Origin of the sequence: Streptomyces sp. NPDC053493 (genome assembly GCF_044544825.1) — a bacterium.
GTDB lineage: Bacteria > Actinomycetota > Actinomycetes > Streptomycetales > Streptomycetaceae > Streptomyces.
Genome location: NZ_JBITXS010000001.1, coordinates 749089 through 763200, shown reverse-complemented (window position 1 = coordinate 763200; position 14112 = coordinate 749089). Strand labels below are relative to the sequence as shown.

Below are 14112 nucleotides of genomic sequence, written 5' to 3'. Positions count from 1 at the left end.
ACAGGATCGTCGTCCATACTCCTCCTGTGGAGCAGCGCACAGGACCCAGCATCCAGACCGTGCACGGTGCCGCGGCCGACCCGGCGTTCGTCCCGGGCATCGCGCCGGCGGACGCGCGCCCCGAAGGGCCGCGGGAGCCGGAGCGGACGGCCGAGGCCTCGCGGACCGCGGAGCCGGCGGAGCCGAAGACGGAGCCGGCAGAGGCGGATTCGACCGAGGCGGTACGAGACGCCGCTGTCGAGGACGCGGTCGCCGACGGCCCCGTGTTCGAGGCCGCCGACCGGCGGGCGCGGATCGTCGCGGACGCGCGGGGCGTGCGGCTGAGCCTCGACGAGGAGAGCTGCGACTTCCGCTGGGACGAGATCGGCGCGGTCGAGAGCCGGTCGGGCCGGTTCGGCAAGCGGTTCACCGTCATCGTGCACACGCCTGACCGGCGCTGGTACCCCTTCGAGGTCCAGGCGCCGGCCAGGGACCGCATCGCCGAGTGGGAGTCACAGCTCGACGCGGTGCTGGACGCCTACTTCGACGAGAACGGCGGCGAACGCTAGCAGTACTGCGCGGCCTTGCCGATCGAGCGGTACATGCAGTCGCTGTTCTCCAGGAGTTGCAGCACCGCGTCCTTGTTGCGGCTGGTCTCCCGCTCGATCACCTCGTCGGGCGGGTAGAAGCCGCCGTCCCACGACGAGGCCGGGTACATCTCGAAGGTGTAGCTGAAGATCTTCTGGGCGCCCCACAGGTAGTCGTCGATCGACCCGTCGGTGATGTAGAGGTCGCTGGACTGCTCGGGCGTGTAGCCGTTGCTGGCCGCCATCTTCTTGCCGACCGCGGCGAAGGCGTCGTGGTCGTCCTGGGTCATGCCGGTGGCCGTGTCGGAGTTGGTCCAGCCGAAGGGCCAGAGGACCAGCTCGCTGTAGGTGTGGAAGTCGATGCCGGTCTTGATCTGCTGCTTGCCGCCGACGACGCGGGAGCGGACGAAGTCGGCGACGACCTTCACCTCGGGCGCGGACTCGGGCGCGGTGCCGCGGTAGGTCTCGGAGCTCTTGGAGCCGGAGGAGCCGCCGCAGCAGCCCCACTTGTAGTCCCAGTTGCGGTTGAGGTCCGTACCGACGTACGAGGAACCGGAGTTGGGCTGCCGGTTCTTGCGCCAGCTGCGGTAGGAGCCGCTGGCGATGTCGTACTCGCCGCCGTCCGGGTTCAGGTCCGGCACGATCCAGATCTCACGGCTGTTGACCATGTTGGTGATCCGGGTGTCGGTGCCGTAGCCGGCGCCGAGTTCGCGCAGCAGGTAGAGCGCCATCTCGACGGTGAGGTGCTCGCGGGCGTGCTGGTGGTGGGTGAAGAGGACCTCGGGCTCGTTCTCGTCGGTGCCCACGTTGTCGCTGATCTTGATGGCGACGATGTCGCGGCCCTGGTAGCTCTTGCCGATCACCCGCTTGTTCATGATGTTCGGGTAGGCGGCGAGGCGCTGGTCGATCTCGGCGTTCATCTCCGCGTAGTTGTGGTACTTCGCGTCGGCGGAGGGGAAGTCGAGCGGGCCGAGCGGCTGCGCCTTGGCGGTCCCGCGGTCGGGCGGCGCGGGCAGGGCCCCCACCTTGTAGCCGAGCTTCTTGAGGTGGGCGATCTGCTGGGCGTTGGCGCTGACGACGACCGAACGGGCGTCGACCTCGTCGATGGAGACGCCGGTGGCGGCGAGTGCGGTGCGTTCGGCGGCGGTGGCGGGCCCGGCGATCTCGTACTGCCGGATCACCTCCTCCGCGCCCTGGGTGGCGGCGGTCGGCGCCGGGTCGGCCCCGGCCGGGGTGGCGAGCGCGGAGATCGGCGCCGCGAGCGCGAGCGCCAGGAGGGCCGCCAAGGTGGCGGACCTACCGCGGAAACCTCGTGTACGAAGTCGCATGCTGTCTCCTGGGTGGGGAGTGTGGGGGAGTGCGACAGACGGTCGGTCGTACCGGTCGTACCGGTCGGACGTCGTACGGGTGGTGACATGGTGAGTGCATGACATGGACGGGTCAAGGCATGGAGTTCGGCCACATTCTCCCGTGTCCGCCCACCGGAAACGGCGCGGCGCCGCCGGTCGTCCGGCGGCGCCGCGTACGGATTCCCCTGATGGGAGCAGTCGAAGGAGAGTCCGAGGAGTTGCGTGAGGTGTTACGGGAGGCCGTGGACGTGCGGGCCCACCGCGTTCGACCAGGCGTTGCCCGCCGTGGCGTCCCAGTTGGTCGACCAGGTCATCGCACCGCGGATGCCCGGGTACGTCCGCGACGGCTTGAAGCCGCCGCAGCCCGTGCCCTTGGCGAGGCAGTCGAGCGCGTTCTTCACGACCTGCGGGTCGACGTAGCCGCTGCCCGCGCCCCGCGTCGAGGCGGGCACGCCGAGGCCGACCTGGGAGGCGTCGAGGCCGCCCTGGAGCTGGATGCAGGCGAGCGCGGTGAGGAAGTCCACCGAGCCCTGGCTGTAGACCTTGCCGTCGCAGCCCAGCATCGAACCACTGTTGTAGTACTGCATGTTGACCACCGTGAGGATGTCCTTCACGGCGAGCGCGGTCTTGAAGTACTCGGTCCCGGTGGACTGCATGTCGATGGTCTGCGGGGCCATGGTCAGCACCAGCGACGAGCCGGCCTTCGCGGAGAGCTGGCGCAGCGCCTTCGTCAGGTACGTGGAGTTGATGCCGTGCTCCAGGTCGATGTCGACGCCGGTGAAGCCGTACTCCCGCATCAGGGCGTACGCGCTGTCGGCGAAGGCGGTGGCGGAGGCGTCACTGTTGATGGTGACGTTCCCCTTCTCGCCGCCGACCGAGAGGATCACGGACTTGCCGGCCGCCTTCTTGGCCGCGACGTCGGCCTTGAAGTCGGCGACGGAGGCGTAGCCGACGGCCGGGTCGAGGTTGAAGGTGATCTGCCCGGGCGTGGCGGTGGCGTCCGCGAACGAGACGGCGATGATGTCGTACTGCGCCTGCACGTCCCGCAGCTTCTGCACGGTGGCGCCGTTGTCGAAGTTCTGCCAGTAGCCGGTCAGCGCGTGCTTGGGCACGGCCGGACCGGGACCGGGGTCGGTGACGTCGGCGGTCCTCGCGGAGACGGCCGCCGACTTGGCGGACTCGCCGGCGGCGTTGGTCGCCGAGACCTGGAACTGATACGTGGTGTTCGCCGCGAGGCCCGTGACGGTGGCCGAGGTGCCGCTGACGGTGGTCGCGAGCGCGCCGTCCTTGTAGACCTTGTAGCCGGTCGCGTTGGACACCGCGCCCCAGCTGAGGGCCACCGAGGACGAGGTGGCGGTGCCGGCGGTGAGGCCGGTGGGCGCGGCCGGGACGGTCGGGGCCGGGTCGGTGCCGCCGCCCCCGTCGGGGCCGAAGACGCTCACGTCGTCGACGGAGTAGGCGGCCGTGCCGTACCACCCGTGCGTGTAGACCTGTACCGAGGTGGTGTTCGCGCCGGTGGTGAAGGTGGTCGTCAGCTGCTTCCAGCCGCTGCTGTCCGGCGTCCAGGTGGAGACGTCGGTGGTGCCGGTGCCGCTCGCGCCGAGGTAGGCGTAGCCGCCCTGCACCCAGGCGCTCAGGGTGTACGTGGAGCCGGGCTTGACCGTCACGGTCTGGGTGCACCGGGCGTTGTCCTGGCCGGCCGGCGTGGCCCGCAGGGCGCCCGCTCCGGTGCGTACCGGCGAGGAGACGACCGCGCCGCTGCCGGCGGAACAGGACCAGTTGGCGAGGCCGTTCTCGAAGCCGGCGTTCCTGGCGACGTTGACGTCGGCGGCCTGGGCGGTGCCGGCGCCGGCGACGAGGACGAGCCCGGCGCCGAGGGCCAGCGCGAGCGAGGCTCTGGTGGTGCGGTCCACGGGATGCCTCCGAGGGGAGTGGGGGAGGTGAGGTGCGGAACGGTGGCCACCGTTGGGGCAACAAGTTGGTCCAGACCAATTGCGTTGTCAAGACCTTTGGCCAGAACCGCAGTTCAGAGACGACCGCACAGGTCAAGAAAGTGACGGAGCTTGAAGGATTGTGTGTTCACCACCCCGGGAGGGCTGGATAGAGTGCGAGGGCAGTGACGCGGTGAACGCAGCAAGTGATCAACGAGTGCTCGCCAGCGAGTGGTCAGTGAGGGATCGGGGGAGCCCGACGTGCCGACAGCGATTGCGGTCACCAGCCCTGACCTGGTGCTGCCGCCGAACGATCCCCAGACGCCTCCGGCCGCCGTCCTGCCCGGCCCCGAGACCCGGCCGCTCGACGCCGCCGTCGCCGACCTGCGGCAGCTGATCGACCGCCACGGCCACGCCGTCGTCGTCTGCCCCGCCACCGCACCGGCCGCGACCGCGCGGCGCCTGCACGCCGTCCGGTCCCTGCTCGAAACCGACCGCGTCGCGATCGTCAGGACCGGCCTGCCGCCGCTCGGCACCGCCGTCCTCGTCCGCCAGCTGCGCCAGCTCTCCGCCTGCGACTTCAGCCCCGGCGTCCTCGCCTCCGCCGCCCGGCTGCTCGCCCACTACGTCTACGCCGGCGCGGTCCTCGCCTCCGTCGCCAAGCTCGACCACGTGCCCGTCGGGCTCACCTCCCACGTCAAGGGCTGGCTGCCCGGCGCCCACTTCGCCGTCCTCGCCGCGCCGGCCGCCCAGCTCGTACGCCTCGGAAGCGGCGGCGCGGGCGGGTCCGGCGCGAAGGGCGGTGCCGGCGGGTCCCGTGGGGCCGGCGGTTCTCGTGGGACCGGCGGCGCCGGCGGGCCGGCCGGCGGCGCCGATGGCCTGGCGGGGCCCGCCTTCACCACCGACCTCGTCCTCGCCCGCGGCCAGCTCCAGACCGACTGGCCCACCGCCACCCTGGCCCCCGGCTGGCAGGTCCGCGCCGTCCAGGAGACGGCCCTGCCCGAGTCCTCGCCCCGCTGGTGGGGCACCGGCAAGCTCGTCGAGTTCGCCGCGTACCTGCCCGACCTTCCCGTACTGCACCAACTCGTCGCGTCCGTACGGCGCGAGACCTGCCACTGGTGCGGAATGGAGCTCATCGGCGACCGCTGCGGCTTCTGCGCCGCGCCCCTGCCCACGGCCGAACCCGCCCCGGCGCACACATCCCGCTAGCCCGCCCGTCCCCGTCCGCCCCGTCCCGTCTCCGTCCGCTCCCGCCAGTCCCTGCCCGCTCCCGTCCGTTCCCGTCCACGATCGATCGAGGTAGTACGGCCATGAACTCCCGCCAGCGCCGTGGCGTCATCCTGCTGCTGCTGTCCGTCCTGTGCGCCCTCGGCGCGTTCGCCGGCGTCCTCTCCGTGATCAGTGACGTGAACTCCAAGGTCGGGCCCGAAGTGACCGCGTACCGCATCAAGGGCGACATCAAGCCCTACACCCCGCTCGGCACCGCCCAGTTCGAGAAGATCACGATGCCGGAGCGCTGGCTCCCGGCGACCGCCGTCACCGACCTGCGCGCGACCGAGGGCAAGATCGCCGTCACCACGCTCAAGGCCGGCTCGCTCCTCCAGAGCGACATGATCGTCGACCGGCCCGCGCTCGAACCCGGTCAGCAGGAGATCGCCATCATGATCGACGCCGCCACCGGAGTGGCCGGCAAGATCACGCCCGGCGCCACCGTCAACATCTACGCCACCTTCGCCGGCGAGCGCGGCACCGGCGTCCAGGGCGCCCAGTCGCGGCTCATCGTCGCCGGCGCCCGCGTCCTCGACATCGGCAAGCTCACGCCCATCAGCGACCGGGACGACCGCGCCTCCAGCCGCACCGAGGCCGTACCCGTCACCTTCGCCCTCTCCGCCACCGACACCCAGCGCGTCGCCTACGCCGAGTCCTTCGCCCAGCACGTCCGCCTCGCCCTCGTCGCCCCGGGCAGCACCACACCGCCCGACCCGCGCGACCGCACCTACACGCTCGACAAGGACAAGTGAGGCCCGCATGACCACGAGGATCCTGCCGGCGGTCGGCGACCCGGACGCGGCCCGCGCCGTCACCACCCTCATCGGCCAGCTGCCCGACGCCGAACCCGCCGGGCCCGTCGCCGACTCCACCCAGCTCGTCGACACCCTCGCCCGCCTCGCGGCCGAGTCCGTCGACGAACTGCCCGAGGTCGTCCTCGTCCACGAACGCATCGGCCCCGTGCCGGCCCTCGAACTCATCCGCGAGGTCGCCCTCCGCTTCCCGGCCGTCGGCGTCGTCCTCATCACCGCCGACGCCAGCCCCGTGCTGTTCTCCGCCGCCATGGACTCCGGCGCCCGCGGCCTCGTCACCCTCCCGCTCGGCTACGAGGAACTCGCCAGCCGCGTCCAGGCCGCCGCCCAGTGGTCCACCGGCGTCCGCCGCCACCTCGGCGGCGCCGCAACCGACACCACGGCCGGCCCCGGAGGCACCGTCGTCACCGTCAGCGGCGCCAAGGGCGGCGTCGGCACCACCGTCACCGCCGTCCACCTCGCCCTCGCCGCCCGCGCCTCCGGCCGCACCGTCGCCCTCGTCGACATGGACCTCCAGGGCGGCGACATCGCCTCCTACCTCGACGTCCAGTTCCGCCGCTCCCTCGCCGACCTCGCCGCCATCAACGACCTCTCGCCCCGCGTCCTCCAGGACGCCGTCTACGTCCACGAGACGGGCCTGTCGCTGCTCCTCGCCCCGGCCGACGGCGAACGCGGCGAGGAGGTCACCGACCGCTCCGCCCGCCAGATCGTCAGCGCGCTGCGCAGCCGCCACGAGGTCGTCGTCATCGACTGCGGCACCCACCTCGACGCCGCCGGCGCCGCCGCGATCGAGACGGCCGAGACCGCCCTGCTCGTCACCACACCGGACGTGGTGGCGGTGCGGGCCGCCAAACGGGTCGTACGGATGTGGGACCGGCTCCAGATCCGCAAGCCGGAGGAGACCACGGTCCTGGTCAACCGCCACCAGCGCACCACCGAGATCCAGCCACCGCTCATCCAGAAGATCACCGGCACGCGCCTGGCGGGTGTCGCCGTCCCCGCCCACTTCAAGGAACTCGCCGCCGTCGTCGACGCCGGCCGCCTGCACGACCTGGACGCCCGCTCCTCGGTCAAGCAGGCGCTGTGGTCGCTGGCCGGCGAACTGGGCCTGGTCAAGGCGGCCGGCCCGGCCGGCGCGCCGGGCAAGGAGCTCGTACGGGGCGCGGACCGGGACCGGGAGCGGGGCGCCCTCGGGCTGCGCCGGCGCGGGGCGGGGCGCTGACATGAAGCGGCGGTGGCCCGGGCGTGCGGACGGGGACAGGGGACAGGTGGCGGTCGAGTTCGCCGGCATGCTGCCGCTGATCCTGCTCACGCTCGTGCTGCTGTGGCAGTGCGTGCTGATCGGCTACACCTACACGCTCGCGGGCAACGCGGCGGACGAGGCGGCCCGGGCGGGCGCGGTCGGGGACAGCTGCGAGGAGGCGGCGCTGCGGCACCTCGAAGGCGCCTGGCAGAAGGGAGTCTCGCCCGAGTGCGGGCGCGGGGACGGGATGTACCACGCCACGGTGACCCTGCACGTGCCCGTGCTGTTCCCGGGCGCGGCGGCCTTCCCGTTCGACGTACGCGGCGAGGCGGCGGCGGTCTGGGAGGGCGACGACCGATGAGACGCGCAAGGGCGGCGTGGGGCCGCCTCCGGAGACCTGCCGACCGCGGCCAGGTGGCCGTCGAATACCTGGGCTTCCTGCCCCTGTTGCTGCTGATCGGCCTCGTCGGCGTGCAGCTCGGCATCGCCGCGTACGCCGCCCAGCAGGCGGGCACGGCGGCGCGGGCGGCGGCGCGCGCGGCCGGCGTGGACGACGAGGACGCCGTACCGGATCCGCGGGCGGCGGGACGGGCGGCGATGAGCGACTGGATCGCGGACCACAGCACGATCAGCTCCTCGGGACGGGGGAGCTGGACCGTCTCCGTCGAGGTCCCGTCCGTCATCCCGTTCCTGGACCCGCCGCGGGTGACCAAGACCGCCACCATGCCCGTGCCCGCCTCCGGGTCCGACGTCGTGCCCGATTTCGCGCCCGAGGAGGACCAGCCATGAGCCTGCGGTCCCGTATCCACACGCCCGAGGACAACAGGGCGGGCGGCGCCGGACGCGAGGACGGTCATCTCGTCGCGTCGTTCCGCGCCAAGCTCCTGGAGGAGATCGACCTCACCGAGATGTCCGCGCTCGCCGCCGCCGAGCGGCGGGCCCGGCTTGAGCGCGTCCTCGGGCACATCATCAGCCGCGAGGGCCCCGTCCTCTCCACGGCCGAGCGGGCCCAGCTGATCCGCCGGGTCGTGGACGAGGCGCTCGGCCTCGGCGTGCTCGAACCGCTCCTCGAGGACGCCTCCATCACCGAGATCATGGTCAACGGCCCCGACCAGATCTACATCGAGCGGGCCGGCCGGGTGGAGCTGCTGCCGCTGCGGTTCGCGTCCCACGAGCAGCTGATGCAGACCATCGAGCGGATCGTGTCCACCGTCAACCGCCGCGTCGACGAGTCGAATCCGATGGTCGACGCCCGCCTCCCGTCCGGCGAACGCGTCAACGTCATCATCCCGCCGCTGTCGCTCACCGGCGCCACGCTCACCATCCGCCGCTTCCCGCGCTCGTACACGCTGCACGAGATGATCGGGCTCGGCTCGCTCGACGAGCAGATGCTGCTGCTGCTGTCCGGCCTCGTCCAGGCGAAGTTCAACATCATCGTGTCGGGCGCCACCGGCACCGGCAAGACGACGCTGCTCAACGCCCTGTCCGGGCTCATTCCCGAGGGCGAGCGGGTCATCACCATCGAGGACTCGGCCGAACTCCAGCTCCAGCAGTCCCACGTCATCCGCCTGGAGGCGCGGCCGCCGAACATCGAGGGCCGCGGCCAGGTCACCATCCGCGACCTCGTCCGCAACTCCCTGCGCATGCGCCCCGACCGTATCGTCGTCGGCGAGGTGCGCGGCGGGGAGACGCTCGACATGCTCCAGGCGATGTCCACCGGCCACGACGGCTCGCTCGCCACCGTCCACGCCAACTCGGCCGAGGACGCCCTGATGCGGCTGCAGACCCTCGCCTCCATGTCGGAGGTGAAGGTCCCGTTCGAGGCGCTGCGCGACCAGATCAACAGCGCCGTCGACGTCCTCGTCCAGCTCACCCGGCATCCCGACGGCACCCGCCGGGTCACCGAGATCGCGATCCTCGCCTCCAACGGCCCCGAGCGCTATCTCCTCGCGACCGTCTGCCGCTTCCACGCGCAGCCGCTCGCCGCCGACGGGCGGGTGCACGGCGAGTTCACCTACCACCCGCTGCCGCGCCGCGTCGCGGAACGGCTCTACATGGCGGGCCAGCCCGTTCCGCAGGCCTTCGGCGTCGCCGAGAGCGCGGACCAGCTCGCTACCCGGGAAGCGAAGTAGGGCACGCGTGGGCGCGAGGAGGCACGGTCGCACGGCCGCGAGGACGCACCGGCGCACGGCCGCGAGGACGCACCGGCGCACGGCCGCGAGGACTCAGGGCCGTAGAGGAAGCAGGGGAAGTAGGGGAGATTCGTCACCATGAACCCGACACTGCTGACCGTGGGCGTGGCGCTGGTCGCCGGCGTCCTCGCCGTGGTCGGCGTCCAGCTGTACGCGAGCGGGGCCGCCCAGCGGGCCGCGCTGATCGCGCGCCTGTCCCAGACGGCGGGCGAGGCGGGCGACGGCGCGGGCCGGCGCCGGCGCGCCTTCCGGGGCGTCGACCGGCGGGTGCGGCGTACGGCCTTCGGGCGCAGGCTGGAACTCCGTATCTGCGCCACGGGCCTCGACGTCACACCCGGAGAGTTCGTCGTCGCCATGGCGGTGACGGTCGCCGCCCTGTGGATCACCGGGCAGGCGCTGCTCTCGCCGTTCTTCGGGCCGATCTGCGGCTTCCTGGGCGTGTGGGTGGCCATGGGGTTCCTCAACTGGCAGCGGCAGAAGCGCATCGAGAAGTTCATCAACCAGCTGCCCGAGCTCTCCCGCATCCTCGCCAACGCCACCCAGGCCGGCCTCGCCCTGCGCATGGCGCTGTCGCTGGCCGCCGACGAGCTGGAGGCCCCGGCCGGCGACGAACTGGAGCGGGTCGCCCAGCAGCTGGCCGTCGGCAGGTCGATCGACGACGCCCTCGGCGAGCTGGCCGAACGCCTCCCGTCGCGCGAACTCGTCGTCCTCGTCACGACCCTGGTCCTCGCCAACCGGGCGGGCGGCACGGTCGTCTCCTCGCTGCGCAACCTCACCGAGACGCTGGAGGAGCGCAAGGAGACCCGGCGCGAGGTCCGTACGCAGCTGTCGCAGGTGAGCCTGACGGCGTACGCGGTCCCGGTCATCGGCGTCGGCTCGCTGCTGCTCATCGACAACATGCAGCCCGGCGCCCTGGACCGGATGACCGGTTCGGGCCTCGGGCAGCTGGCGGTCGTGCTCGCCTTCGGGCTGTACGTGGTGGGCTTCGTGGTGATCCGCCGGCTCGCGAAGATCGACGTGTAAGGGGCCATCGGACATGGATCTCCTCCTGGCCCTGCTCGCCGGCCTCGCCGTCGCCGGCGTCTGCTACGGCATCCGCCTCTACCGGGCCGACGCCCGCCTGCCCGACGACCTCCAGCTCGCCCTGGAGGTCGGCGCCAGCCGGACCGGAGCCGTCGACTCCGTCGTCGACCGGCTCGGCATGCGCTGGTCGCCCGCCGTCCTGCGGCTCATGGGGCCCAAGCGGGTCAACTCCGTACGGCGCCGGATCGACCTCGCCGGGAACCCGGGCGGTCTCACCATCAACCGGTACGGTGCCAGGCGCGCCGTCTACGGCTTCCTCGGCGGCTTCGGCGGCCTGCTCATGCTCACCCGCGGCTCCTACCTGGTGGCGCTGCTGCTGTTCGCCTTCGGCGCCTTCTGGACCGAGGTCGGCATCTGGTCTGCGGTCCGCATCCGCAAGGACCAGATCGAACGCACCCTGCCCGACTTCCTCGACGTCCTCGCCGTCGTCGTCTCCGCCGGCCTCGGCTTCCGGCAGGCGCTGGAACGCGTCGCCGACAAGTACGAGGGGCCGTGGGCCGACGAACTGCGCATCACCCTGCGCCAGATGGACATGGGCGTCAGTCGCCGCCAGGCCTTCGACGAACTGCGCCGCCGCAACGACTCCGAGCAGGTCGCGCAGTTCGTCACCGCCCTCCAGCAGGGCGAGGAACTCGGTGCGCCGATCGTCGACACGCTCATCCAGATCGCCAACGACATGCGCCGCACCGACGCCCAGAACGCCCGCCGCAAGGCGGCGAAGGCCGTCCCGAAGGCGACGATGGTCATCACGACGCTGATGGTCCCGGCGACGATGATCCTGCTGGGCGCGGGCCTGTTCCTCGGCACGGGCACCGACTTCGGCTCCATCACGGGCGAATGAGGTCCCTGATGCTGAGAGTTCTGGTGGCCTCGCGGAACCCGGTCGTACGGGCCGGCCTGACGGCCCTGCTGGGCGCGCGGCCCGACCTGCGCGTGGTGGGCGAGGCGGACAATCCTCACGCGGCCGTGACGGACGCCCGCCGCCTGACCCCGGACCTGATCCTCCTCGACGGCCCGACCGCCCTCCACCACCTGACCCCGCTGGCCCCGGTCCTCCTCCTCACCCACGTCCCGGTGCGCACCCCGGCCGGCGCGTCGGCGTGCGCGCAGCTCGTCCACGGAAAGTTCGACGAGGCGGAACTCTTACGGGCGGTGCGTGCGACTGCACATGCTGGTGCTGGGTCAACTGTCTCGAATATACTGCGCTTCAGAAATCCAGCTTCGCAAGTGCAACGATTCGGTCTGAGCGCAAGGGAGGTGGAGGTCATGGACCTGATCGCATCCGGCATGACGAACCAGCAGATCGCCACCACCTGCTCCATCACCGAAAAGACCGTCAAGAACCACATCAACCGCATCTTCGCCAAACTCCACAGCACCACCCGCGGCGAGGCCATCGCCTCCTGGCTCGGCACGAGGACCGCCTCATGACGCCGACTACCCACCGTGATTGGGCCTACGGACCCTGTGATCCCCCCGCCTCCCCGGCGTACCCTGCCCGCGACGCCGGACTCGGAGGGGAACGCCATGAACGACGCGCTGCTGAGGGCCGTGACCAAGGCCAAGGTGCGGGCGGAGAGTTGGTCCACCAGGAGGAACGACCGCGGGCAGACGGCGGTCGAGTACCTGGGGATCATCGTGGTGGTGGTGGCGATCGTGGTCGCGATCTCGGGCACGAGCATCGGCCAGGACATCAAGAACGCCATCGCGAACAAGATCGCGAGCCTCACCGGGGGCGGTGGCGGACAGCGCTGAGCGTTCGGAGCAGAGGTGACTCCGGGCAGGCCTTCCCGGTCTACATCACCGTGATGGCCGGGCTGCTGTTCCTCGCCTTGGTCTACTTCGCCGTGGGTCAGGCGGCAGCCAACCGCAACGGAGGACAGACCGCCGCTGATGCCGCCGCGCTCGCCGCGGCGCAGGACGCGCGGGAGCAGTTGCGGCAGGGCTGGCTCGAAGTGATCCTCGACCCCGACGCCTGGGACGCCTACGTGCGAGGGGATCGTTACGACGTCGATCAGGCCTGCGACGAGGCGGCAGCCTACGCCGCGAAGAACGGAGCGCAGCTCTGGCACAGGGACGACGGGTGCCGGCCCGTGCGGACCAACGGTGCGGAGGAGTTCCGGGTACGGGTCCGCACGGACGACTCCGTGGGCCGGTCGCTCGTGCCGGGAACCGAGGACAAGCACACCGTGGCGACGGCGACGGCAGTACTCAAGCCCCGATGCTCCTTCGACGCACCCGAACCGACGCCACCGCCCACCCCGGCTACGCCGACGCCTTCAGACACGGCCACCCCGCAGCCGACTCCGACGCCGAGCCCTGAACCGGAACCGATCACCGGCCTCGTCTGCGACGGCATCGAGTGGACGATCGACCCGGATCATCCGAGGCTGCCCGACGCGGCCGACCTCTTTACCGTCCGACTGGCCGACTGACGAGCGAAGGACCCTGTTCCCATGAGTGTGCGGCACACGAAGAAGGCCGGCAGAGGAATGGCCGCGACGATCGTCGCCGCCGGTCTGCTCCTCGGTCTCGCCGGCTGCGGCGGCGAGGAGCAGCCACCGCAGGACAAGCCGGCGGCGGCCACACCGTCCGACAAGGGCAGCGGCGGCAACACCCAGCCGCAGTCCGAAGAACCTGCCCAGCCCATCGCCGTGCTCAAGGGCCAGGAAGGCCTGGAGCTTTCGATTCTCTCCGCTAAGCGGGACCAAGGAGGATTCGTCACGGTCAGCGGCAAGCTCAGGAACACCGCGGACAGCGTCCGCGTCATCCCGGCACAGCTCGGCGGCAACGAAACCGAGATCATCAAGCACGGCAACTCCCTCGGCGGCGCCACCCTCGTCGACTCCGTCGGCAAGAAGCGCTACTACGTCCTCCGGGACACCGACGGGCGGCCGCTCACCACCACCGACCTCTCCAGCCTCGCCCCCGGCGCCTGGAGCTCCGTCTTCATGCAGTTCCCCGCCCCGCCCCCCACCACCACCGAGGTCTCGCTCCAGCTCCCCACCTTCGACCCCGCCACCATCAAGCTCTCCTGAGGGCGCAGCCATGAAGACGACGTCGACCTCCCGCCGCCTCGCCGCTCTCACCGCCACCGTCGTCCTGCTGGCCGGAGGCGTCGGTACCGCCCGGGCCGACGATCCGCCCGGGTCCATGTCCGACGCCGGGCCGCCGCCCGCCATCGACGCCCATTCGCCCGCGCTGATGCTCCCCGACGGCGCCACCCTCGCGCCCGCCAAGATCCTCGACATCAAGCAGATCGTCGAGGAGGAGGGCGGCGAGCAGCGGCGCGAGGACACCAACGTCGACGTGACGTTCGCGCTGCAGGCCGAGGTGCTGTTCCCCAAGGACAGCGCCAAACTCAGCCCCTCCGCCACGGCCCGTATCGCCGCCATCGCCGCAGAGATCAACAAGCAGGGATCCGGCCGGGTCCGGGTCTTCGGCTTCACGGACGACCTCGGAACGTACGAACACGGACTGAAGCTCTCCAAGCAGCGCGCCGACGCCGTGCAGCAGGAGCTGGCGAAGAGCCTCGATCCCGGGACGACGTTCGACATCCGCGGATACAGCGAGGACTACCCGATCGCCGACAACTCCACCGAGGAGGGACGGAAGAAGAACCGCCGGGTCGAGGTCTCCTTCCCGCGCACCTCCGGCGGGTAGCGGG

The 14112-nt window shown here is 71.5% G+C and carries 16 protein-coding genes; 14 read left to right on the top strand and 2 right to left on the bottom strand.

From position 1 onward, the window contains the following. Nucleotides 1-26 precede the first annotated feature (26 nt). Nucleotides 27-548, top strand: a complete 522-nt coding sequence (locus ACIGO8_RS03375; RefSeq protein WP_399723243.1) for a hypothetical protein — start codon at nt 27-29, stop codon at nt 546-548. Here ACIGO8_RS03375 and ACIGO8_RS03370 read toward each other — a convergent pair. Further along, complete coding sequence (locus tag ACIGO8_RS03370; RefSeq protein WP_399723241.1) at nt 545-1894, bottom strand: M14 family metallopeptidase; 1350 nt, start codon at nt 1892-1894, stop codon at nt 545-547. The genes ACIGO8_RS03375 and ACIGO8_RS03370 overlap by 4 nt on opposite strands. Before the next feature lie 251 nt (nt 1895-2145). Continuing rightward, nucleotides 2146-3828 (bottom strand): chitinase, encoded by a 1683-nt coding sequence (locus tag ACIGO8_RS03365; protein ID WP_399723239.1) that lies wholly within the window; start codon nt 3826-3828, stop codon nt 2146-2148. 279 nt (nt 3829-4107) lie between these two features. On the opposite strand from ACIGO8_RS03365, the gene ACIGO8_RS03360 reads away from it, so the two are divergent. The 13 genes from ACIGO8_RS03360 (at nt 4108) to ACIGO8_RS03300 (ending at nt 14108) form a co-directional block, all read left to right on the top strand. After that, on the top strand, nt 4108-5055 hold the full coding sequence (locus ACIGO8_RS03360) for a hypothetical protein (RefSeq protein ID WP_399723237.1): 948 nt from the start codon (nt 4108-4110) through the stop codon (nt 5053-5055). Between the two features lie 101 nt (nt 5056-5156). Beyond that, on the top strand, nt 5157-5867 hold the full coding sequence (gene cpaB / locus ACIGO8_RS03355; RefSeq protein WP_399723235.1) for a Flp pilus assembly protein CpaB: 711 nt from the start codon (nt 5157-5159) through the stop codon (nt 5865-5867). 7 nt (nt 5868-5874) lie between these two features. Then, nucleotides 5875-7149 carry a CpaE family protein gene (locus ACIGO8_RS03350; protein WP_399723233.1) on the top strand — a complete coding sequence of 425 codons (1275 nt, stop codon included), beginning with the start codon at nt 5875-5877 and terminating at the stop codon, nt 7147-7149. Between the two features lie 46 nt (nt 7150-7195). Beyond that, entirely contained in the window at nt 7196-7531 is a 336-nt protein-coding gene (locus tag ACIGO8_RS03345; RefSeq protein ID WP_399723231.1) for a TadE/TadG family type IV pilus assembly protein, read from the top strand. A gap of 53 nt (nt 7532-7584) precedes the next feature. After that, nucleotides 7585-7959: a TadE/TadG family type IV pilus assembly protein gene (locus tag ACIGO8_RS03340; protein ID WP_399723229.1), complete on the top strand. Its 375-nt coding sequence runs from the start codon at nt 7585-7587 to the stop codon at nt 7957-7959. Then, nucleotides 7956-9302: a CpaF family protein gene (locus ACIGO8_RS03335; RefSeq protein WP_399723228.1), complete on the top strand. Its 1347-nt coding sequence runs from the start codon at nt 7956-7958 to the stop codon at nt 9300-9302. The genes ACIGO8_RS03340 and ACIGO8_RS03335 overlap by 4 nt, the downstream gene beginning before the upstream one ends. 138 nt (nt 9303-9440) lie before the next feature. Then, the gene (locus tag ACIGO8_RS03330) at nt 9441-10385 is read left to right on the top strand and encodes a type II secretion system F family protein (RefSeq protein ID WP_399723226.1); all 945 of its coding nucleotides are present in this window, start codon (nt 9441-9443) and stop codon (nt 10383-10385) included. 13 nt (nt 10386-10398) lie between these two features. Then, a complete protein-coding gene (locus ACIGO8_RS03325; RefSeq protein ID WP_399723224.1) occupies nt 10399-11286 on the top strand; it encodes a DUF5936 domain-containing protein in 888 nt (295 codons plus the stop codon). An 8-nt stretch (nt 11287-11294) separates the two neighbouring features. Further along, nucleotides 11295-11876 (top strand): response regulator transcription factor, encoded by a 582-nt coding sequence (locus ACIGO8_RS03320; RefSeq protein WP_399723223.1) that lies wholly within the window; start codon nt 11295-11297, stop codon nt 11874-11876. A gap of 96 nt (nt 11877-11972) precedes the next feature. Further along, nucleotides 11973-12200, top strand: coding sequence for a Flp family type IVb pilin (locus tag ACIGO8_RS03315; RefSeq protein ID WP_399723221.1), 228 nt, complete (start codon nt 11973-11975; stop codon nt 12198-12200). Next, the gene (locus tag ACIGO8_RS03310; protein WP_399724290.1) at nt 12197-12880 is read left to right on the top strand and encodes a pilus assembly protein TadG-related protein; all 684 of its coding nucleotides are present in this window, start codon (nt 12197-12199) and stop codon (nt 12878-12880) included. The genes ACIGO8_RS03315 and ACIGO8_RS03310 overlap by 4 nt, the downstream gene beginning before the upstream one ends. Nucleotides 12881-12901: 21 nt before the next feature. Continuing rightward, the gene (locus ACIGO8_RS03305) at nt 12902-13483 is read left to right on the top strand and encodes a hypothetical protein (RefSeq protein ID WP_399723219.1); all 582 of its coding nucleotides are present in this window, start codon (nt 12902-12904) and stop codon (nt 13481-13483) included. 10 nt (nt 13484-13493) lie between these two features. After that, entirely contained in the window at nt 13494-14108 is a 615-nt protein-coding gene (locus ACIGO8_RS03300) for an OmpA family protein (protein WP_399723217.1), read from the top strand. The last annotated feature ends 4 nt before the right edge of the window (nt 14109-14112 follow it).